The sequence below is a fragment of the Burkholderia sp. Ac-20353 genome (genome assembly GCF_017104785.1).
Lineage (GTDB): Bacteria > Pseudomonadota > Gammaproteobacteria > Burkholderiales > Burkholderiaceae > Burkholderia.
Genome location: NZ_JAAGPL010000154.1, coordinates 1 through 20,372, shown reverse-complemented (window position 1 = coordinate 20,372; position 20,372 = coordinate 1). Strand labels below are relative to the sequence as shown.

18 protein-coding genes are annotated in these 20,372 nt (G+C 65.9%); 8 read left to right on the top strand and 10 right to left on the bottom strand.

The features are described 5' to 3' along the window. From selA to fdnG, 5 genes are all read right to left on the bottom strand, one after another. The coding region (selA, locus tag G3N94_RS30260; RefSeq protein ID WP_205796640.1) for an L-seryl-tRNA(Sec) selenium transferase at window positions 1-1,299 on the bottom strand (1,299 nt) is incomplete at its 3' end. A gap of 31 nt (window positions 1,300-1,330) precedes the next feature. Continuing rightward, complete coding sequence (gene fdhE / locus G3N94_RS30255; protein ID WP_205796637.1) at window positions 1,331-2,263, bottom strand: formate dehydrogenase accessory protein FdhE; 933 nt, start codon at window positions 2,261-2,263, stop codon at window positions 1,331-1,333. Window positions 2,264-2,368: 105 nt separating this feature from the next. Further along, the gene (locus G3N94_RS30250; protein ID WP_205796635.1) at window positions 2,369-2,995 is read right to left on the bottom strand and encodes a formate dehydrogenase subunit gamma; all 627 of its coding nucleotides are present in this window, start codon (window positions 2,993-2,995) and stop codon (window positions 2,369-2,371) included. After that, window positions 2,992-3,906 carry a formate dehydrogenase subunit beta gene (gene fdxH / locus G3N94_RS30245; protein WP_205796633.1) on the bottom strand — a complete coding sequence of 305 codons (915 nt, stop codon included), beginning with the start codon at window positions 3,904-3,906 and terminating at the stop codon, window positions 2,992-2,994. The genes G3N94_RS30250 and fdxH overlap by 4 nt, the downstream gene beginning before the upstream one ends. A gap of 10 nt (window positions 3,907-3,916) precedes the next feature. Continuing rightward, window positions 3,917-6,988 carry a formate dehydrogenase-N subunit alpha gene (gene fdnG, locus G3N94_RS30240; RefSeq protein ID WP_205796631.1) on the bottom strand — a complete coding sequence of 1,024 codons (3,072 nt, stop codon included), beginning with the start codon at window positions 6,986-6,988 and terminating at the stop codon, window positions 3,917-3,919. Window positions 6,989-7,126: 138 nt separating this feature from the next. Between fdnG and G3N94_RS30235 the strand changes: the two genes are divergently transcribed. Together G3N94_RS30235 and G3N94_RS30230 are read left to right on the top strand one after the other, a co-directional pair. Beyond that, complete coding sequence (locus tag G3N94_RS30235; RefSeq protein ID WP_205796629.1) at window positions 7,127-8,017, top strand: YihY/virulence factor BrkB family protein; 891 nt, start codon at window positions 7,127-7,129, stop codon at window positions 8,015-8,017. Window positions 8,018-8,509: 492 nt separating this feature from the next. Beyond that, window positions 8,510-9,682, top strand: a complete 1,173-nt coding sequence (locus G3N94_RS30230; protein ID WP_205796627.1) for a porin — start codon at window positions 8,510-8,512, stop codon at window positions 9,680-9,682. A gap of 184 nt (window positions 9,683-9,866) precedes the next feature. Here G3N94_RS30230 and clpP read toward each other — a convergent pair whose 3' ends face one another. Continuing rightward, a complete protein-coding gene (clpP, locus tag G3N94_RS30225; RefSeq protein WP_205796625.1) occupies window positions 9,867-10,493 on the bottom strand; it encodes an ATP-dependent Clp endopeptidase proteolytic subunit ClpP in 627 nt (208 codons plus the stop codon). 218 nt (window positions 10,494-10,711) lie between these two features. On the opposite strand from clpP, the gene G3N94_RS30220 reads away from it, so the two are divergent. The 3 genes from G3N94_RS30220 (at window position 10,712) to G3N94_RS30210 (ending at window position 12,994) form a co-directional block, all read left to right on the top strand. Further along, window positions 10,712-11,614, top strand: coding sequence for a sigma-70 family RNA polymerase sigma factor (locus tag G3N94_RS30220; RefSeq protein WP_205796623.1), 903 nt, complete (start codon window positions 10,712-10,714; stop codon window positions 11,612-11,614). A 113-nt stretch (window positions 11,615-11,727) separates the two neighbouring features. After that, window positions 11,728-12,357, top strand: coding sequence for an XRE family transcriptional regulator (locus tag G3N94_RS30215; protein WP_205796621.1), 630 nt, complete (start codon window positions 11,728-11,730; stop codon window positions 12,355-12,357). Window positions 12,358-12,445: 88 nt separating this feature from the next. Next, entirely contained in the window at window positions 12,446-12,994 is a 549-nt protein-coding gene (locus G3N94_RS30210; RefSeq protein ID WP_205796618.1) for a GNAT family N-acetyltransferase, read from the top strand. 178 nt (window positions 12,995-13,172) lie between these two features. On the opposite strand, the gene G3N94_RS30205 is transcribed toward G3N94_RS30210, so the two are convergent. Then, a complete protein-coding gene (locus G3N94_RS30205; RefSeq protein ID WP_205796616.1) occupies window positions 13,173-13,634 on the bottom strand; it encodes an HU family DNA-binding protein in 462 nt (153 codons plus the stop codon). 257 nt (window positions 13,635-13,891) lie between these two features. Between G3N94_RS30205 and G3N94_RS30200 the strand changes: the two genes are divergently transcribed. Both G3N94_RS30200 and G3N94_RS30195 read left to right on the top strand, forming a co-directional pair. After that, a complete protein-coding gene (locus tag G3N94_RS30200) occupies window positions 13,892-15,010 on the top strand; it encodes an acyltransferase (protein WP_205796614.1) in 1,119 nt (372 codons plus the stop codon). A gap of 140 nt (window positions 15,011-15,150) precedes the next feature. Further along, on the top strand, window positions 15,151-16,146 hold the full coding sequence (locus G3N94_RS30195) for a dienelactone hydrolase family protein (RefSeq protein WP_205796611.1): 996 nt from the start codon (window positions 15,151-15,153) through the stop codon (window positions 16,144-16,146). A gap of 164 nt (window positions 16,147-16,310) precedes the next feature. Here the strand turns inward: G3N94_RS30195 and galU are convergent, their stop codons facing one another. After that, window positions 16,311-17,198 carry a UTP--glucose-1-phosphate uridylyltransferase GalU gene (gene galU / locus G3N94_RS30190; protein WP_205796609.1) on the bottom strand — a complete coding sequence of 296 codons (888 nt, stop codon included), beginning with the start codon at window positions 17,196-17,198 and terminating at the stop codon, window positions 16,311-16,313. Window positions 17,199-17,433: 235 nt separating this feature from the next. Further along, window positions 17,434-17,577, bottom strand: a complete 144-nt coding sequence (locus G3N94_RS30185; RefSeq protein ID WP_185732181.1) for a hypothetical protein — start codon at window positions 17,575-17,577, stop codon at window positions 17,434-17,436. A gap of 213 nt (window positions 17,578-17,790) precedes the next feature. Here G3N94_RS30185 and G3N94_RS30180 point away from each other — a divergent pair, with 213 nt between their 5' ends. Further along, window positions 17,791-18,981: an acyltransferase gene (locus tag G3N94_RS30180; RefSeq protein ID WP_205796606.1), complete on the top strand. Its 1,191-nt coding sequence runs from the start codon at window positions 17,791-17,793 to the stop codon at window positions 18,979-18,981. A 354-nt stretch (window positions 18,982-19,335) separates the two neighbouring features. On the opposite strand, the gene G3N94_RS30175 is transcribed toward G3N94_RS30180, so the two are convergent. After that, window positions 19,336-20,372 (bottom strand): glycosyltransferase family 4 protein (locus tag G3N94_RS30175; RefSeq protein ID WP_205796604.1); only part of this gene is annotated, 1,037 nt, incomplete at its 5' end.

The window sequence follows — 20,372 nt, the reverse complement described above, 5'->3', positions numbered from 1 at the left end:
CTCGAGCTGCGCGAGCGCGCGGCCGCCGCGCTTGCCGTCCGGCGTGCGTACGACGAGCCCGGCGCTCGGCAGCTGGTCGACCGGCAATGCACCGCTGCCGATCTGGCTGAACATCGGCTCGACGCTCACCGTGTAGCCGCTGCCGATCGCGGCCTGCAGCGCCGGGCCCACGCGCGCGGCCGTGTCCGCGATCTCGCGTTGCGCGCGCGTCAGCAGGCGCAGCGTCGTCAGCCGTTCGCGCAGGAATTCCGGCGCCTGGTACAGGCGCAGCACGGGTTCGAGCGCGGCGAGCGTCAGCTTGCCGACACGTAGCGCGCGCTTCAGCGGGTGCTTCTTGATGGTCGCGATCAGCGCGCGGTCGCCGACGATCAGGCCGGCCTGCGGCCCGCCGAGCAGCTTGTCGCCGCTAAACGTGACAACGTTTGCACCGCCGGCCACCGTTTCGCGCACGGTCGTCTCATGCGGCAGCCCCCATTGCGCGAGATCGGCAAGTGCGCCACTGCCGAGATCGACGGCAACCGGCAGCCCGCGTTCACGCGCGAGCGGCGCGAGTTCCGGCAGCGTCACCTCCTTCGTGAAGCCGCTGATTGCGTAGTTGCTGCAGTGCACCTTCATCAGCAGCGCGGTGCGCGGGCCGATCGCGTCCGCGTAGTCTTCCAGATGGGTGCGGTTGGTCGTGCCGACTTCGCGCAAACGCGCACCGGCCCGGCTCATGATGTCGGGAATCCTGAACGCGCCGCCGATCTCGACCAACTCGCCGCGCGACACGATCACCTCGCGCCGCGACGCGAGCGCCGACAGCGTCAGCAGCACCGCTGCCGCGTTGTTGTTGACGACGGTCGCGGCGTCGGCGCCCGTCAATTCGCAGAGCAACGCGTCGACGAGATCGTCGCGGTCGCCGCGTCGGCCCGCCGCCAGGTCGAATTCGAGATTCACCGGCTGCGTGAGCGCCGTGACTACCGCGCGCACGGCATCGTCGGGCAGCAGCGCGCGCCCGAGGTTGGTGTGCAGCACCGTCCCCGTCAGGTTGAAGACGGCACGCATCGCGCTGGCGCTCTGTGCGGCGAGCGTCCGGGCGACGGCCGCGGCGATGCACGCTTCGTCGAGCGGCTCGGCCGCCGCCGGATCACGCTGCGCGGCCGTCCGCCAGCGCTCCAGTTCCGCGCGCACGGCGTTCAGCACGCGCGTGCGGCCGTACTCGTCGAGCACCGGCTGCAGCGGTGCCGACGACAGCACGCGCTCGACCGACGGTACGCGCGCGAGTACCGCGTTCAATTCGTTCAGACCTGGTTCGGTCACCGGTGGTGGTCTCCTGTCCCGCGCAAAACCGTCATCCTTCCCGCGATACATCCGGCCACAGCAGCGGGTTCGGCGAACTGCGCCGATAGCCGGCCTCGTTCATCAGCAGGTCGAGCGTGAGGCTCGCGAGATCGTCCGCAAGCGGCTCGAAATCGTAGTCCTTTTCCTGGTAGCCGATCTTGCGGTACGTCTTGCATTCGTCACACGATTCGGCCTTCACGGCTTCGCTGCCGCCCTCGATGCCATGGTACGCGATGCCCTTCGTCGAATCGCAGTTCGAGCACTTGGTGCGCACCATGTGCCACTCGGTCGTGCACAGCCCGCACTGCAGGAAGCGGTAGCCCTGGAACGCGCCGCCGACACGCACGACGCTTGCGACCGGATGCGTGCCGCACACCGGGCACAGCCCCGGCTGGTCGAGGAACGGCACGTCGGCCGGCGACGTGCGGCTCGCGAGGTCGGTCCAGACGACCTGCAGCGCCGCCATCAGGAACGGCGCGATGGCCGGGTCGATCTCCGCGAAGCGCAGCGCGACGATCGCGTCGGCCTGCACGTCGAGTTCGGCGGGTGCCATCAGGCGCATCCGGTCGAGCAGCTTCGCGAGCGACGGATTCACGAGCCCCGCGCGCTCGACGCAGTCGAGCAGGTCGTGCAACACGTCGCGCCATTGCGGGTCGCGTTCGCCGGACAGCGCCGGCACGAGCGGCATCGAATGCTGCTGCGCGCGCGCGATCGCGTCCTTCGACGGCATCTGCGCGGTGCACGCCTGCAGCAGCGCGTGCTGCGCGTCGACGACGACCGCCATCAGCCGCAGGTAGCCGCCGATCGGGTTCAGGTCGGCGAGCTGGCGCAGGCGCGCGGCGCGCGCCGAGAAAACCGTTGCGCGCTCCGGCAGGCGGAAGCGCGGGATCGCCGAATGATCAAGCGCCGCGATGTCATTCGGTTCGAGAATGCGTTGTGTCACGAGTATGTCTTCCAAAAAAACAAGCGCCGACGTATCGGCGCTTCTGGCGATTCCGACGACTGACGGAGCAGCGCCACAACCGGCGTGCCGCCCCGTTCTGGTGCGCTACTTCACGCTCTCACGGAACCATTTCGGGTGGTGCTTGCGCGCCCAGCCGAGGGTCACCGTGCCGCGCACCATCGCCCGGATCGAGCCCTTGATCCACAGCGCCGCATAGATATGCGTGACGATGCCGACAATCAGCACGAACGCCGCGACGGCGTGAACGACTGCCGCGACCCGGATCACCCCGATCGGGAAGTAGTACGAGAAATACCGTCGCCAGATGACGATGCCCGACAGCAGCAACAGCGCGAGGCATGCCACCATCGCGAAGAATAGCAGTTTCTGTCCCGCGTTATAGCGTCCGACCTGCGGCAGCTTGTCCTCGCGGTTCGCGAGCACGTCGTCGATCTGGCGCAACCACTGGCGATCGTCCGCGTCGAGCAGGTTGTGGTGCCAGTAGCGCACCGCCATCACCGCGAACGACACGAACATCACGAGACCGACGAACGGATGCAGGATCCGCGTCCACTGGCCGCCGCCGAACAGCGCGGTCAGCCAGAACATCGACGGGTGGAACAGCGCGAGCCCGGACAGCGCGAGCAGTACGAACGAGATCGCGGTGATCCAGTGGTTCGTCCGCTCGTTCGCCGTATAGCGGACGATCAGGTTGGGGTCGTCGTGCTTCATTTCGCGTCCTCCTTGATGCGTCGCGCTTCGTCGCGGGCGGCGGCTTCGTCGTCGTCGCTCACTTCGTTCGGGCCGACCCGCATGTAGTGGAAGAAGCCCGCGAGCGCCGTCAGCGCAATGCCCGCGACCGCCAGCGGCTTCGCGATGCCCTTCCACAGCTGCACCATCGGGCTGATCGACGGGTTGTCCGGCAGCCCGTGGTACAGCGACGGCTTGTCCGCGTGGTGCAGCACGTACATCACGTGCGTGCCGCCGACGCCCTGCGGATCGTACAGCCCCGCATGCTCGAAGCCGCGCTCCTTCAGGTCCTCGATCCGCTCGGCCGCGTGCTGCTTCATGTCCTCCTTCGTGCCGAACACGATCGCGCCCGTCGGGCAGGTCTTCACGCAGGCCGGCTCCTGGCCGACCGCCACGCGGTCGGAGCAGAGCGTGCACTTGTATGCGCGATGATCCGTCTTCGAGATCCGCGGGATGTTGAACGGGCAGCCGGTCACGCAGTAGCCGCAGCCGATGCAGTTTTCCTCGTGGAAATCGACGATCCCGTTGTTGTACTGCACGATCGCGCCGGGCGCCGGACACGCCTTCAGGCAACCCGGATCCTCGCAGTGCATGCAGCCGTCCTTGCGGATCAGCCATTCGAGATTGCCGTCCGGGTTCTCGTATTCGGAGAAACGCATCACCGTCCACGAATGCTCGGACAGATCGGCCGGGTTGTCGTATACGCCGACGTTCGTGCCGATCTCGTCGCGCAGGTCGTTCCACTCCATGCATGCGGTCTGGCACGCCTTGCAGCCGATGCACTTCGACACGTCGATCAGCTTCGCGACGCTGCCCGTCACCGGCGTGCGCGCGGTGGGCGGTGGCGTGGTGGTGGCCGAGACGCGCCTGATATCCAGCGATTGCAATGCCATCTCTGCCCCCTTACGCCTTTTCGACCTTCACCAGGAACGACTTGAATTCCGGCGTGTACGAGTTGCCGTCGCCCACGGACGGAGTCAGCGTGTTCGCGAGATAGCCGGGCTTCGTCAAGCCCTTGAAGCCCCAATGCAACGGAATGCCGACTGTCTGCACCGTCTTGCCGTCGACCTTCAGCGGCTTGATCCGCTTCGTGACGAGCGCTACCGCGACGATGTGTCCGCGGTTGGACGACACCTTCACGCGGTCGCCGTGCACGACGCCGACCTCCTTCGCGAGCTCCTCGCCGATCTCGACGAATTGCTGCGGCTGGATGATCGAGTTCAGGCGCGCGTGCTTGGTCCAGTAGTGAAAATGCTCGGTCAGCCGGTAGGTCGTCGCGACGTGCGGGAACTGCTCGACCTTGCCGAACGCCGCCCGGTCGTCCGGGAACACGCGCGCGGCCGGGTTGTTCAGCGCCCGCGGATTGTTCGGATGGAACGGGTTCGCGGCGAGCGGCGTTTCAAACGGTTCGTAGTGCTCGGGGAACGGGCCCTCGTTCATCCCGGCGCGCGCGAAGAAACGGGCGACGCCCTCCGGGTTCATGATGAACGGGCCCATCCCGTTCTCGGGCGGCTCATCCGCCTTGAAGTCCGGCACGTCGGCGCCGGTCCATGCGCTGCCGTTCCACGCAACCAGCTTGCGGGTCGGGTCGAACGGCTTGCCGGACGGATCGCACGATGCGCGGTTGTACAGGATCCGCCGGTTCGCAGGCCACGCCCAGGCCCAGCCGAGCGTCTGGCCGATGCCGGTCGGATCCGCGTTGTCGCGCCGCCCCATCTGGTTGCCGGCCTGCGTCCATGCGCCGCAGAAGATCCAGCAGCCGCTCGCGGTCGAGCCGTCGTCCTTCAGCTGCGCGAAGCCCGCGAGTTGCTCGCCCTTCTTCACGAGCGGTTTCGCGGGATCCTTCGGATCGGGCAGATCGGCGAGCGCACGGCCGTTGTACTCCATCGCGAGCTCTTCGGGCGTCGGGCTGTCCGGGTTCGCGTACGGCCAGGTCAGGTTGACGATCGGATCGGGATACTTGCCGCCGTCCTTCTGGTAAGCGTCGCGCATCCGCAGGAACAGCCCCGACATGATCTCGAGGTCGCTCCTTGCTTCGCCCGGCGGCTCCGCACCCTGCCAGTGCCACTGCAGCACGCGGCCGGAGTTGACGAGCGAGCCGCGCTCCTCCGCGAAGCACGTGGTCGGCAACCGGAACACCTCGGTCTGGATCTTCGACGCATCGACGTCGTTGAACTCGCCGTGGTTCTTCCAGAACTCGGACGTCTCGGTCGCGAGCGGATCCATGATCACGAGCCACTTCAGCTTCGCGAGCGCTTCGGACGTCTTCGCCTTCGACGGCGTCGCCGCGAGCGGGTTGAAGCCCTGGCACAGGTAGCCGTTCATCTTGCCCTGGTGCATCAGCTCGATCGTCTGCAGCAGGTCGTACTGCTTGTCGAGCTTGGGCAGGTAGTCGTAGCCCCAGTTGTTCGCGGCCGTCGCCGCGTCGCCCCACCACGACTTCATGAAGCTGACGTGGAACGCGCGGTAGTTCTTCCAGTAGCTGAGCTGGTTCGGCCGCAGCGGCAGTTGCGTGCGTGTCTTGATGTACGCGTCGAAATCCTGCTCGGACTGTATCGGCAGCGTCATGTAGCCGGGAAGCAGGTTCGACATCAGCCCGAGGTCGGTGAGCCCCTGGATGTTCGAGTGGCCGCGCAGCGCGTTCATCCCGCCGCCCGCGATGCCGATATTGCCGAGCAGCAGCTGCACCATCGCGCCGGTGCGGATCATCTGCGCGCCGATCGAGTGGTGGGTCCAGCCGAGCGCGTACAGGATCGTGCCCGCGCGGCCCGGCACGGCCGTCGATGCGAGCATGTCGCAGACCTTCAGGAACTTGTCCTTCGGTGTGCCACACACCTGCTCGACCATCTCGGGCGTATAGCGCGCATAGTGCGTCTTCAGCAGGTTGTACACGCAGCGTGGATGCGCGAGCGTCGGGTCGACCTTCACGAAGCCGTCTTCGCCGCGCTCGTAGTCCCAGCTCGACTTGTCCGGATACGCGTGCTTGTCCGCGTCGTAGCCGGAATAGATGCCGTCGTCGAACGCATAATCCTCGCGCACGATGAACGTGAAGTCCGTGTAGTTCTTCACGTAGTCATGCTGGATCTTGTCGTTCGTCAGCAGGTAGTTGATCACACCGCCCAGGAACGCGATGTCGGTGCCGGTGCGGATCGGCGCGTAGTAGTCCGCGACCGACGCGGTGCGCGTGAAGCGCGGGTCGACGACGACGAGGCGCGCCTTGCGGTGCGCCTTCGCTTCCGTCACCCACTTGAAACCGCACGGATGGGCCTCGGCTGCATTGCCGCCCATCACGAGAATCACGTCCGCGTTCTTGATGTCGACCCAATGGTTCGTCATCGCTCCACGGCCAAACGTCGGGGCAAGACCTGCCACCGTCGGGCCATGTCAGACACGCGCCTGGTTGTCGAACGCGAGCATCCCCATGCTGCGGACGGTCTTGTGCGTCAGGTAGCCGACCTCGTTGCTGCCCGCCGACGCGGCCAGCATGCCGGTGGTCAGCCACCGGTTGACCTTCGCACCGTCGTCGGCCGTCTCGACGAAATTCGCGTCGCGGTCGGCCTTCATCAGCTTCGCGATCCGGTCGAGCGCGTCGTTCCACGAGATGGGCTCCCACTTGTCCGAACCCGGCGCACGATACTCCGGATGCGTGAGGCGGCTCGGGCTGTGGATGAAGTCGATCAGGCTCGCGCCCTTCGGGCACAGCGTGCCGCGGTTGACGGGGTGGTCGGGATCGCCTTCGATATGGATGATGCTGCGCTGCGCGTTCTTCGCGCCGTCGCCGAGGCTGTACATCAGGATGCCGCAGCCGACGGAGCAATATGGACAGGTGTTGCGCGTTTCGACGGTACGCGCCAGCTTGTATTGACGGACCTCGGCGAGCGCTTCGGATGGCGAGAAGCCCAGCAGGGCCAGACTCGATCCGGCAAGCGACGTGGCCGTCACTTTCAGGAACTGGCGCCGGGACATTTGTAGCATGGCGGTCTCGGCATTATCGTGGGGGGAATTGAAAGGAATTATAGACAGTTCGTGCAACTATGCTTAATTCTTCACATCAATACTGAATTATCCGATTTCCAGCGATTGCCGGCTTCCTGCGTCGCAGCTCAACACGCCATGAAACCACCGATTCCCGTTCAGGAAGCAACACGTCTCGCCAGACGACAGGCCCACTGGGCGCTGACCGCATTCAGGCGCTTTTCATCCGACCGCTGCTCGGCGATGGCCGCGAGCATCGCGTTCTTTTCCGCGTTCTCGCTCGCGCCGATGCTCGTGATGGTGATCGCGGTGGCCGGCTGGTTCTACGGCGACGACGCCGCGCGCGGCCAGGTGTTCGAGCAGGCACACCAGCTGATCGGCAACGATGCCGCGGTGAGCGTGCAAACCATCGTGCAGAACGCGCACCGCAGCGGCGACCGCGGCGGCGTCGCGGCGCTGATCTCGTTCGCCGCGCTCGTGATCGGCGCATCGGCGACGTTCTCGTCGCTCAACACCGCGCTCAGCGTGATCTGGCCGGCAACCGGGAGCCGCTGGTCGAGCGTGCTCGGCCTCGTGCGCGTACGCCTGGTCTCGTTCGGGCTCGTGCTCGGCGTCGCGTTCCTGCTGATCGTGTCGCTCGTGCTCGACACCGCGATCACGTTCGTCGGCACGTGGCTGTGGGGCAACTCGCCGTATATCGCGATCACCAACGTGCTGCAGTTCGTCGTCGGCATCGCGGTTCTCGCGGGCGCGTTCGCCGCGCTGATGAAGTTCCTGCCGGATGCGCGCGTCGCGTGGCGCGACGCGGCGATCGGCGGCAGCGTGTCCGCGATCCTGTTCTCCGCCGGCAAGAAGCTGTTCGCGCTGTACCTCGCGCACGCGGGCACCGCGAGCGCATTCGGCGCGGCCGGATCGTTCGCGGTCCTGCTGATGTGGCTGTACTTCTCGGCCGCCGTGCTGCTGCTCGGCGCGGAATTCGCGGCGGCGCGCGGCGCCGCGCATTCGCACGCGGCCGACGGCGGCGCATGATTGCGCACGCATCCTGCATGAACGCATGCGCGCAAGACGTACGACATGCGCAACCGGCACGGCTGGCACGCTCCCGGCCGAGCGCAATCCGCATACCAATCCGCCTACGCGAGCCAGAATGTTTCCGCAACCACATCGTTCCGGCCGCCCTACCGTGAATTTGCGGCACGCGGGACCTCGCGTTTACACCCATCGCGCCCGCCCGCGCGTCCGCAAACGTTTGCAATCGCCAGATTCCAGGCCCTGCGGCGCGGAATCCGCCTGCGTCGCGCGCAGGATGTCAGACCCCACAACAATCGCAATGCAACAATTGTCAACTATTTCAAAAACAGGAATATTCGTTGATGTGCTTGATCTATATGGCTTTTTCAACGCTGTGATGTTTTCGAGACACTTTATTTTTTGAGCTTTCTTGCGTGTATGGCACTGCGCTATTCTCCAATCCGCAACAACGATAACGAATCACGAATCACTGCGTGGAGAAACTCAACGATGAAGAAACTCGCACTGTCTACCCTCTCGCTCGCACTGCTGGGCGCGGCTGGTGCAGCTCAAGCTCAAACCAGCGTGACGCTGTACGGCGTGATCGATACGTCGATCGCATTCGTGCACGGCAACAACGGTCAGGCCATCAACTCGTGGCAAATGCTGTCGGGCAACCTGCAGGGCAGCCGCTGGGGCCTGAAGGGTGCTGAAGACCTGGGCGGTGGCCTGAAGGCGATCTTCCAGTTGGAAAACGGCTTTGATCCGGGCACGGGCAAGCTGAACCAGGGCGGTCGCATGTTCGGCCGTCAGTCGTACGTCGGTCTCGACCACGCTCAGTACGGTACGCTGACGTTGGGTCGCCAATACGACCCGACCGTCGACATGGTTCAGGCCGTGACGGGCGACAACTACTTCGGCAGCATCATGGCAACGCCGGGTGACGTCGACAACAACGACAACAGCATCCGCGTCAGCAACGCGGTCAAGTATGTGTCGCCGGTCTTCGCTGGCTTCCAGGTCGAAGGCATGTACGCGCTGGGCGGCGTGGCAGGCCACCCGGGCCAGGGCCAGACGTGGAGTGCCGCGGCTGCGTACAACAACGGTCCGATCGGCATCGCTGCCGGCTTCCTGCGCGTGCAGAACGGCAACGACCGCTCGGTCAACGCACAGGGCGTGGGCGGCTGGACGAGCCCGACGGCTACCGGCCTCGACGTGTCGAACAACCCGATCGTCGGTGCTTACGCAACGGCGAAGGCGATCAACATCGCGCAAGTCGCTGGCCAGTACGCGATCGGCCCGGTGACGTTCGGCCTCGGCTACAGCAACTCGCAGTACAAGGCTGACAGCCTGTCGGCATTCGGTACGACCCAGAAGTTCAACACCGGCCGCGCATTCGCGAACTACCAGGCATCGCCGGCGCTGCTGCTGGGTGTCGGCTACGCCTACACGAAGGCAAGCGGCGACACGGACGCGAAGTACCACCAGGTTTCGCTGGGCGCGGACTACTCGCTGTCGAAGCGCACGGACGTCTACCTGATCGGCGGCTACCAGCACGCGAGCGGCACGCAACGCGTCAACGCCACGACGACGCAATCCGCGCAAGCGTCGATCGGTTCGTACGGCTACGCCGGCAAGAGCTCGCAAGAGCTGGTTGCACTCGGCATCCGCCACAAGTTCTAAAAACGACGTACCCGGCGTGCATGGCGTCTCGCGACGCCATCGCGCCGAACTGGAAAGCCAGTCATCGGTTTCGGCCGTGGCTGGTTTTTTTTTGTTTCATCGCGGGCGAACGTCGGGCACCGCTTCACGTGTCGGCGCCCGGACAGTCGATAGTGCCGCGCGTCTGGCGCCTTAGCGCCGTGCGTCAGGCCATCACACGCTCCGTCAGCACATCGTCGACCAGCCCATAGCGCTTCGCGTCATCCGCCGACATGAAGTTGTCGCGGTCGGTATCGCTCTCGATCTGCGCCACGCTCTGCCCGGTGCAGTCCGCCAGTATCGCGTTGAGCCTTTCACGCTGGTACAACACTTCCCGCGCCTGAATCTCGATATCCGCCGCGGTGCCCTGGCTGCCGCCCGAAGGTTGATGGATCATGATTCGCGCGTTCGGCAACGCGTAGCGCTTGCCCTTTCGGCCTGCAGCCAGCAGGAACGTCCCCATGCTGGCCGCGAAGCCCGTGCACAGCGTCGATACGTCCGGCTTGATGAACTGCATCGTGTCGTAGATCGCGAGCCCGTCGTATACCGCACCGCCCGGCGAATTGATGTAGAGCGAGATATCCTTGTCGGGATTTTCCGACTCGAGAAACAGCAGTTGCGCGACCACGAGGCTCGCCGATTGCTCGTTGACGGGGCCGGTCAGGAATACGATGCGCTCGCGCAACAGTCGGGAATAGATATCGTATGCGCGTTCGCCGCGCCCCGATTGTTCGATGACGGTCGGCACGAGCCCGAGGCTTGACAGCCCCGGTTGACGATGGAGGATGGGCATGGCGGCGTCCTTTGGCGAAATGATGACGAGGAAGGCGTGCACAACGCTCAAACGGGCAGCGTCGCGCGCCTTCCCTATGACGTCAGGGGGCGCCTCCGCGTGACACGGAAATTTTTTCGGGCCGCTGTCACGTTTTGCGATGCTCGCCCGTCATGCGCGTGAATCCCGGCGTTCTGGCAGACTCGCCGCGCCGGCCCACCTTGAATGGAGCACCCAGCATGGCTGAACCCCGGACCGATCGGCACTCGCCCGATTCCCTCGACATCTTCGAGGTCCAGCGCGGGCGTCTGCTGTCTCTCGCGTATCGCATGCTCGGCAGTCACGCGGAAGCCGAGGATGTCGTCCAGGAGGCGTGGCTGAAATGGTGCGCGTCCGACACCGCCGGCCTCCGGCAGCCGGCCGCATGGCTGACGACGGTCGTCACCCGGCTGTCGATCGACCGGTTGCGGGCACTGCGAACGGAACGCCTGGCACGGCAGAGCGGCACGCTGCCGGCCCCGTGGATCGATGCGCTGGTGCCGTCCCCGGAAGCACGCGTGCTGGACCGCGCACAGCTGTCCTACGGACTGATCCTGCTGCTCGAACGGCTTTCGCCCGATGAACGCGCGGCATTTCTGCTACGCGAAGCGTTCGACTGCGACTACGCGACGATCGGCGCGGCAATCGGCAAGCCGGAGGGCCATTGCCGGCAGATCGTCCATCGCGCGAAAGCGCGTCTCGCGCGCGCCGGTGCCCCGCCGAAGTCGGCCGATCCGGCGCGGCAGCGGCGCGTCGTCGACCAGTTGCGCGCGGCCATCGGCGCGCAGGACCATGCGGCCTTGCTCGACGCGCTGAACGGTGCACGCGTGATCGGCGACGCGCCGGAACCCGTCCTCGCAAGCGCGTGGGCCGAAACGGTGTCGATGGGATCCGAAGCGGGCATCGTGCTTGTCGCCGATGGCGACATCGTCGCGCTTTGGATGCCGTGGTTCGATGCGCGCGGTCGGTTGACGCTGCACATCGTCACGCAGGCGGCTGCGCTGGCTACCGTGAACCGGATGGTCGGGCGCGCCGCGATCGAACGGATGCTCGCACGCATTTTCCGGAACGCCAGGTCAGGCGCCCGACATCAATTCGCATAGGGCAACACGACGCGCAGATCCGCGGGCGATCCGCGCGACGAGCGCGGCCAGGCTCAATTCACGCGAAGTTTCTGGCGCCTCGAATTTCCACTATACTAGACGCATAATTCATTATGCTGGAGCACACAGTGTCCACGGGTACCGATGCCGACACCGACGTCAACGAGCGCATTGCCCGTCGCGTACGCGAATTGCGGGCGATGCGCGGCCACACGCTCGATGCGCTGGCCGCGCGCTGCGGCGTCAGCCGGTCGATGATCTCGCTGATCGAGCGCGGCGCCGCGAGCCCGACGGCGGTCGTGCTCGACAAGCTCGCCGCCGGTCTCGGCGTCACGCTCGCGAGCCTGTTCGATGGCGAGCGCGAAGGCGTCTGCGCGCTGCCGCTCGTGCGGCGCGCGCAGCAATCGCACTGGCGCGACCCGGAGTCCGGCTACGTGCGCCGCAATCTGTCGCCGCCCGGCTGGCCATCGCCGATCCAGCTCGTCGAGGTGAATTTCCCGCCCGGCGCACGCGTCGCATACGAGACGGGCGGACGCGAGGCCGCGATGCATCAGCAGGTCTGGGTGATCGACGGGCGCGTCGACGTCACGCTCGGCGATCAGCGCCATGAACTTCGCGAAGGCGACTGCCTGGCGATGCGGCTCGATCGGCCGCTGATCTTCAGCAATCCGGCGTCACGTCCGGCGCGCTACGTCGTCGCGCTTTGCGACGGACACGCTGCGGGCGGCGCGAAGAGTGCCTGACGAATCATCACGAACGGCGCGCACGCCACGGCTTGCCGCGCCGAATCCGCCGCTCATGCGACATTACCTCCCGCCAACAGGAGCCTGAATGAACCCCTCCGAACCGCACGACGACGTGCGCCTGATCGATTGCAGCGAGGCCGAGCATGCGGCGGCCATCCTCGAGATCCTGAACGACGCGATCGTCAATTCGACGGCGCTGTACGACTACGTGCCCCGCCCTCCGGAGGCGATGGCCGCGTGGTTCGCGACGAAGCGCGCGGGTGGCTTTCCGGTCGTCGGCGCGGTCGACGCGTCGGGCCGCTTGCTGGGCTTCGCGAGCTGGGGCACGTTCCGCGCGTTCCCTGCGTACAAGTACACGGTGGAACACAGCGTGTACGTGCATCACGCGCAGCGCGGCCGCGGACTCGGCGAGCGCCTGCTGCGCGAGCTGATCCGCCGCGCGCACGATGCGCAGGTGCACGTGCTGGTCGGCTGCATCGACGCGACCAATGCCGGCAGCATTGCGCTGCACACGCGGCTCGGATTCACGCATGCCGGCACGCTCACGCAGGTCGGTTTCAAGTTCGGCCGATGGCTGGATGCGGCGTTCTACCAGCTCAACCTCGACACGCCAACGGAACCGCAGGACGGCTGAGCCTGCTCCATCGCAGTGCCGCACCGCCGAACCGTCACAGCATTTCGGATGACAGACTATGGCGGTCTGGCGCGACAAAGAAAGCCACAAAGAAAAAATCCCCATGCGTTTGCGCGCACGGGGATCGTCGGACACCGCCACAGCCGCCGGCACACGGCCGGCGCCTGTCGCGCCGCACTTACGCAGCTGCGTCCTTCAGCTTCTTCAGCGCACGTGCCTTCACGCGCACGCTGGCCGGCTTCGCCGGGAACCAACGCTCTTCGCCCGTGAACGGATCCTTGCCGAAGCGCTTCTTCTTCGCCGGCACGGCTTGCGCCGTGATCTTCAGCAGACCCGGCAGCGTGAACTCGCCTGCGCCCTTCTTGTGAACCGAGCCCAGCACGACGTTCTCGAGTGCAGCCAGCACTGCCTTGACCGCCTTCACTTCAACGGCTGCGCGCTCAGCGATGTGCACTGCGAGCGAAGCCTTCGTGAACTTGTCCTTCAGCGGCGTCGGAGCGGCGGGTGCCTTAGCGACGACGGCCTTCTTGGCCACTACTTTCTTCGCGGGCGCTGTCTTCGCGGGCGCTGCTTTTTTTGCAGCCACTTTCTTGGCCGGTGCGGCAGCCTTCGTGGCCACCTTTTTTGCGGAAGTCGCCATGTTTCTCCTACCAGGTGTGGTCGTTGGATACACGAAACGCGCAATGCGCACGCTTCAACGCCGGATTCTACAAGCGCCGTGACGCTTCGTGCAGTACTTTTATGCGTTTTCCCGGGGTTTTCCGCAGGTTTTGTTGCGCGCCGCAGACTTCGCCGTGCGCCGGACTGCAAAAAACGCCTTCACGTATGCGTCGAATCCGGAATTACGTTCGATATTTGCGCGCCTATACTGGGCCCGCTCAATGCCCGGACGCCCTCATGCGCGAAGCCAGATACGTCAAAGGACTCGACGGCCTGCGAGCCATCGCGGTCATCCTCGTCTTCCTGTCCCACAAGGGCCACGTCCTCGCGATCGACGTCGGCAAGCTCGGCGTGTGGACGTTTTTCTTCATCAGCGGTTTCCTGATCGTCGGCGAGCTGCACCGCAACCGGCAGGCGATCGAACACGGGACGCTGACGCGCCGCCATGCGTTCTGCCTGTTCGTCGTGAAGCGCGCGCTGCGGATCTTCCCCGTCTATTACCTGCTGCTCGCGGCGCTCGCGATCGCGCATGCGCTGTTCTACCAGCGCGGCGTGAACCTAGGGCTGGCATGGCATGCAATCTTCCTGTCGAACCTCTGGATCGGCGTCGTCAAGGACGGCTGGCCGGGCTCCACGTCGCACTTCTGGAGCCTCGCCGTCGAGCAGCAGTTCTACCTGATCGCGCCGCTCACGCTGCTCGCGATGCCCGCGTCGCGGCACGTCGCGCTCGGCATCGCGGCAGTCGCCGTGTGCGCAGCCGCGCATCTCGCGCTCTATCTCGCCGATGCGTCGCCGGTGCTGATCTATGCGTTCTCGCCGTGGAATTTCGCGCTGATCGCGCTTGGCGGCATCGGCGCGATGGCGCTCGCCGACCACGGCCCGCGCGTGTCTCGCCGGATCCCGCCGGGCTGGCTCGGCGCGGCAGGCGTCGTATTCTTCCTCGCGCTGCCCGCATGCGTCGCGCTGCCGGATGCCGTCGAGGGGCTCGCCGATCTCGGGCTGTCCGCGTCGCTCGGCTCGCTGCTGCTGTGGATCGTCACCGAGCCCGATCATCCCGCCGTCGCGCTGCTCGATTGGGCACCGCTCGTGTACCTCGGCACGGTCAGCTACGGCTTCTACCTGTTCCACAACCTGATCCCCGCGCATTTCGGCGTAATGCCGGCGCTCTTCGCACGCGCGCGGCTGCCGCAGTTCATGCAGCACGTGATCCCCGAGACACTGCAGTTCGGGCTCGCGGTGCTGCTCGCGCATCTGTCCTGGCGTTATCTGGAACGACGGCTGCTCGACTACAAGAAGCCGGCCGCCGCACTGCTCGCGCGGCATTTTTCGGCACCGCAGCGATCGTCGGCACGCTGACGACGGCCGGCCGTCGGTTGCCGATTGCGGCCAATCGCGTCCTGTCGCAGCCAATTGCGGTCGCCTTGCGCTCCGCAGGCGATGCACTACGCTAACAGCAGCGGGACGCTCGCCGTTACGCGGTCAACAAGGACGTCGCCATGCTTACGCCTGAAAGCCTTTGCGCGTGTTTGCGCCGCGTCGCGCCGGCCCTGCTCTGCGTGCTCGTCGCCGCGCTGCCGCATGCCGGCCACGCGCAGGCAAGGATGGAAGTGATCCCGTTCGAGTCGCTGACGATGTCCGACGAAGCGTTCCTCACGGGCCACGAAGACGGCCCGCGCGTAACCATCGCCGGCGAACTTCGCCTGCCTCGCGCCGGCAACGAGCGCTTCCCGCTCGTGATCCTGCTGCACGGGTCCGGCGGCATCGGCGGCTATGTGATCGACTGGGAGCGCAATCTCCTGGCGATGGGCGTCGCGACCTTCGTGATCGACAGCTTTACGCCGCGCGGCCTCGTCAACGTCAACGACGACCAGTCGCAGCTCGGGCGTTTCGCGCAGACCGAGGATGCGTATCGCGCACTCGCGGTGCTGGCGCGGCATCCGCGAATCGACGCCAGCCGCGTGATGCTGATGGGCTTCTCCCGGGGCGGCCACAGTACGCTGTACGCGAGCCTCGCACGGGTCCAGCGGATGCATGCCGCGTCGTCGGCCCGCTTCGCCGCCTATGTCGCGTTCTATCCCGGCTGCCCGTTTACCTATCGCGACGATGAGGATGTCATCGCACAGCCGATACGCGTGTTCTACGGCACCGGCGACAACTACTCACCGATTGCGCCGTGCCGCGCGTATGTCGGGCGACTGAAGGCCGCGGGCAAGGACATTCGCATGACCGAATATCCGGGCGCCGCGCACCTGTTCGACGGACGCGCGTTCGATCCGCCCGTGACGCTGCCTGCAGCGCAGACGCTGCGCAACTGCCGGATCGTCGAAAACGCGCCCGGGCAGCTCATCAACGCCGACACGAAACTGCCGTTCTCGTATGCCGACGCATGCGTCGAACGTGGCGCGACCCTCGGCTACGACGAGAAGGCTGCGGCCGATGCGCGGAAGGCGGTCGCGGCATTCGTCGCGGACACGCTCAAGCCGGCCCGCTGACGGTCGCGCCGGCCACAACGACGCTCCCGTGACCGCGTGTCATATGCGTGCTACGTGCGTGCTACGTGCGTGCAATGCGCACCCGCCAACAAAAATGCCCCGGCGCGCGAAGCGAACCGGGGCCAACGGAACAACCACCACCTGAAACGTGATGCGAAGAAAGCTTATGCGACGGCAGCCAGCGCGGGCAGACAGGTGCGCAGATATGCCTCGAACTCGCGGCTGACTTCCGGATGCTGCAGCGCAAGCTCGACGGTCGCCTTCAGGTAACCGATCTTGCTGCCGCAATCGAAACGCGTGCCGAAGTAGCGGTACGCGAGCACCTGCTCATGCGCGAGCAGCGACTGGACCGCATCGGTCAGCTGCAGCTCGCCGCCCGCACCGGGCTTGATCTTGCGCAGGTGATCGAACAGCGTCGGCATGAACACGTAGCGGCCGACCACGCCAAGATTCGACGGCGCATCCTCGGGCGCGGGCTTCTCGATGATGCCCGACAGCTTGATGATGTCCTCTTCCCACTCGCGGCCCTCGATGACGCCGTATGAACGGCTGTCCTCGCGCGCGATCGTTTCGACGCCGATCACCGAGCTGTGATAGTGGTTGAACACGTCGACGAGCTGCTTGAGCACCGGCTGTTCGCCATGCAGCAGGTCGTCGGCGAGAATCACCGCGAACGGCTCGCCGTGCACGAGCTTTTCCGCGCACAGCACCGCGTGGCCGAGGCCGAGCGCCTCTGGCTGACGCACGTAGAAACAGTTGACGTGGCTCGGCTTGATGCCGCGCACGAGTTCGAGCAGCTTTTCCTTGCCGCGTGCCTCGAGCTCCGCCTCGATCTCGTACGACTTGTCGAAGTGGTCTTCGATCGCGCGCTTGCTGCGGCCGGTCACGAAGATCATCTCGGTGATGCCCGCGTTGATCGCTTCCTCGACCGCGTACTGGATCAGCGGCTTGTCGACGACAGGCAGCATCTCTTTCGGGCTCGCCTTCGTCGCCGGGAGGAACCGTGTGCCGAGACCGGCTACGGGGAACACGGCCTTGGTAACTTTCAACATGATCGCTTCCTGATTGCGTTGATTGCGCCGCGCCATTTCACGACGCGACACGATAATTTTCCGGACGGTGCCGCGTAATCCGGTGACGAGTCGAAAATGCATTCGTCACCGCGTTGCGATATGGCCCCATCGCCCTATCAATCCGAATTCACGGATAATCGCCGCCAAACCGGTCGATATTGCCGGTACAAATCACCGACCAGCGACAATTTACCGATTTTCCGGATACAAAATCTTACGATTCGAATTCCTCGATATAGGGCACGCCGCCCCGCTCGAAGCCCGGTCGAATCGGCTCGTTCTTCAACGCGTCGCGGTACGCCGACAGTACGGCCATTACCAGCAATACCGCTGCGCTTGCGATCCAGTGCATGTCCATCTTGCCGCTCCTTGCATCAATCAACTGGAGCTTCAAACTATCAGAAAAAAATCGACAAATAATTGGCCCCATCGTGAAACCGATATCTGGCCGGCATAAAACCATCACGCGAAATACCTTTATTTCACAGCGGCGATTTTTTTATTCATTGAACGTAATTCTTGCGGATTACGATTGCATCATCCGTCCATTCGTCGCAAGGAACCGAATCGCATGCAAGCTTTCAGCGGATCGACATTGAATGCGCCGCCCGCCCCCGATCACAAGGAGCACGTGATCGACGCGATGCGCGGCTTCGCAGCGCTGCTCGTTGCCTATTTCCACTGCCGGCAGGTCGTCTGGGTCGGGATGCAGAGCTTTCATCGCGCCTACGGGCACGCGCTCGACCCGAGCGTGATCGTCGGCTACCTGACCTTTCCGTTCGGATGGGGTTCGGCCGGCGTGCCGATCTTCTTCGTGATCAGCGGCTACTGCATTCACCGCAACGCGGCGCTCAAGCTCGCCGCCGATCCCGCGTACCGGCTCAACGCGCCGAACTTCTGGGCGCGCCGTTTCGCGCGCATCTATCCGGTGCTGCTCGCCGCGCTGCTGTTCACGCTCGCGCTCGACTCGATCAGCCTGCAGATCGAGCCCGTCAGCCACAAGATCCGCGATATCGGCCTGGTGCCGTTCGTCGTGAACCTGTTCTCGCTGCAGGGCGTCGCCGGCTATACGTACGGCTCGAACGGCGCGCTGTGGACACTGTCGCTCGAAGTGCAGTTCTACGCGATCTATCCGCTGCTGTTCGCCGTGCGCCGGCGCATCGGCATGCCGGCCGTGCTGGCGATCGTCGCGCTCGTCAACGTCGCGTCCGCGTGGCTGCTCGAGCGGCACGACCTGCAGTTCTTCACGTCGTACTGGCTGTCGTGGGCGATCGGCGCGTGGATCGCAGACGTGCGCGCGCAGCAGGCGCAGGTGGCACGATCGGCGCAATCGGCCGCCGCGCCGTCGCGTGCTTGGTACGCCGCGGCCGCCGTGCTGCTCGGCGCCGGCTGTGCCGCGTTCCATTTCGGCCAGTACGGCGCGTTCCAGCTGTGGGCGGCCGGCTTCGCGTGCTTCCTGTACCGCGCGCTCGCCCGCCCGCCGCGCCAGACGGCGCCGTTGCGCGTGCTCGGCTGGTTCGGCGACTTCAGCTACTCGCTTTATCTGATCCACCTGCCGCTGTTCGTCTGCCTTTGCTCGGTGCTGTTCCACTCCGAGCTGCAGCTGTCGATCTGGCCGTCGCTCGCGTTCATCGTGCTCGCGGTTCCGGTCGCTTACCTGTTCTACCGGCTGGTCGAGCGGCCGGCGATGCTGTGGTCGGCAAGCTTCAAGCCGTCGCGCGGCACGCGGGTCGTCACACCGACGCCTGAACGGGCAATCTGACCGCAGTCTGGCCGTTCCGGCCGGGAGCACGCCCCCGCGCGGCGCATCGCGCCGCGCGGGGGCTTTTGCATTGTGGCTGTCGAGGGGTGAGCGGATTGCTGGGGCGACGCCCTTCGGCCGGCTTGCCAGCCTCTCTGGCGTCGACTGAGCGCCCGCATGGCGTATCGGTATGCCTGGGCTTTCAAATGGCCGCTGTCACGCCCCAGGCGCACCGCCTCAGCCTCCCCCTTCAGCACGGCCCGCCAGCCTCGCCAGGCACGAACAAAGCCCCCGCGCAGCGCATTGCCGCGCGGGGGCCGTTTCACCATGCCGCCAGCAGCCGGGGCCAAACTTCCGCCCCGCGCATACGACGCGCTAGCGCTTCTTCGCCGCGCGCGCGGTATCCGCGAGGATCTTCTCGACCCGCTCCACGTAGGTCTTCGTGCCGAACCGGCGCAGCGCCGTCACGTGGCCGCTCGCGACCAGCCGCTCGCGCAGCGCGCGATCCGTCTGCAGCGCCGTCAGCGCGGCGCCCAGCGCATGCGCGGCGCCCGGTTCACACAGCAGGCCGTTGTCGTCGTGCTCGATGATCTCGATCACGCCGCCCGCGCGCGCCGCGACGACCGGCCGCCGCGCGAGCATCCCTTCGACGATCACGCGCCCGAACGGCTCGGGCGTGATCGACGTGTGCGCGACGACGTCGACGGCCTTCATGCAGGCGGCCACGTCGCGCTGGAACCCGAGGAAATGCACGCGCTCGTCCATCCCGTGCCGCGTGACGTATTCGTGCAGCTGCGCCGCGTAGTCGTCCTCGCCGAACAGCGGCGCGCCGACCAGCACGACATGCATGTCGGGGTGACTCGCCGCCGCCTCCAGCAGCACGTGCTGGCCCTTCCAGCGCGCGAGCCGGCTGAACGAGCCGACCAGCCACGCGTGCTCGGGCAGGCCGAAGCGTGCGCGCAGCACGGCCTGGCTGACGCCGGCCAGCGCGTCGAACGGCTCGGCCGAGATGCCGTTGAACACGACGTCGACGTGCTGCGGCGTGAACCCGGTCAGCGCGCGGAATGCCTGCGCGGACGCATCGGAGTTCGCGATCACCCGCGTCACGCCGAAACGCACGCAATGCTTGATCGCGAGCAGCTGCTTGCGGCCGAAGTGCGCGTCGCTGACGATGTCGCGCAGATGCCAGACCACCGGTTTGCGCGCGAGCCGCCCGGCCAGCGCGGCCACCACCATCGCGCGCTGGGTGTTCGCGTAGATCACGTCGGCGCGGCGCGCGCGGCGCGCGACGTCGCGCACGAGCCGGAACAGCTGCTTCAGCGCGCCGGCCGACACGCCGCCCTGCTTGCGCACGCCCGCGAGCGCGCCCTGATCGTCGACGTCGACGCGCGCGCCGACGTCGTAGAGCGGCA

What these genes read in the sequence shown, in the direction of transcription:
- G3N94_RS30250 (WP_205796635.1), bottom strand. Translation starts at nt 2,995, where the DNA reads ATGAAGCACGACGACCCCAACCTGATCGTCCGCTATACGGCGAACGAG.
- G3N94_RS30185 (WP_185732181.1), bottom strand. Translation starts at nt 17,577, where the DNA reads ATGGACATGCACTGGATCGCAAGCGCAGCGGTATTGCTGGTAATGGCC.
- G3N94_RS30195 (WP_205796611.1), top strand. Translation starts at nt 15,151, where the DNA reads ATGCTTACGCCTGAAAGCCTTTGCGCGTGTTTGCGCCGCGTCGCGCCG.
- G3N94_RS30205 (WP_205796616.1), bottom strand. Translation starts at nt 13,634, where the DNA reads ATGGCGACTTCCGCAAAAAAGGTGGCCACGAAGGCTGCCGCACCGGCC.
- G3N94_RS30200 (WP_205796614.1), top strand. Translation starts at nt 13,892, where the DNA reads ATGCGCGAAGCCAGATACGTCAAAGGACTCGACGGCCTGCGAGCCATC.
- G3N94_RS30235 (WP_205796629.1), top strand. Translation starts at nt 7,127, where the DNA reads ATGAAACCACCGATTCCCGTTCAGGAAGCAACACGTCTCGCCAGACGA.
- galU (WP_205796609.1), bottom strand. Translation starts at nt 17,198, where the DNA reads ATGTTGAAAGTTACCAAGGCCGTGTTCCCCGTAGCCGGTCTCGGCACA.
- G3N94_RS30210 (WP_205796618.1), top strand. Translation starts at nt 12,446, where the DNA reads ATGAACCCCTCCGAACCGCACGACGACGTGCGCCTGATCGATTGCAGC.
- G3N94_RS30220 (WP_205796623.1), top strand. Translation starts at nt 10,712, where the DNA reads ATGGCTGAACCCCGGACCGATCGGCACTCGCCCGATTCCCTCGACATC.
- G3N94_RS30215 (WP_205796621.1), top strand. Translation starts at nt 11,728, where the DNA reads ATGCTGGAGCACACAGTGTCCACGGGTACCGATGCCGACACCGACGTC.
- G3N94_RS30230 (WP_205796627.1), top strand. Translation starts at nt 8,510, where the DNA reads ATGAAGAAACTCGCACTGTCTACCCTCTCGCTCGCACTGCTGGGCGCG.
- fdxH (WP_205796633.1), bottom strand. Translation starts at nt 3,906, where the DNA reads ATGGCATTGCAATCGCTGGATATCAGGCGCGTCTCGGCCACCACCACG.
- G3N94_RS30180 (WP_205796606.1), top strand. Translation starts at nt 17,791, where the DNA reads ATGCAAGCTTTCAGCGGATCGACATTGAATGCGCCGCCCGCCCCCGAT.
- clpP (WP_205796625.1), bottom strand. Translation starts at nt 10,493, where the DNA reads ATGCCCATCCTCCATCGTCAACCGGGGCTGTCAAGCCTCGGGCTCGTG.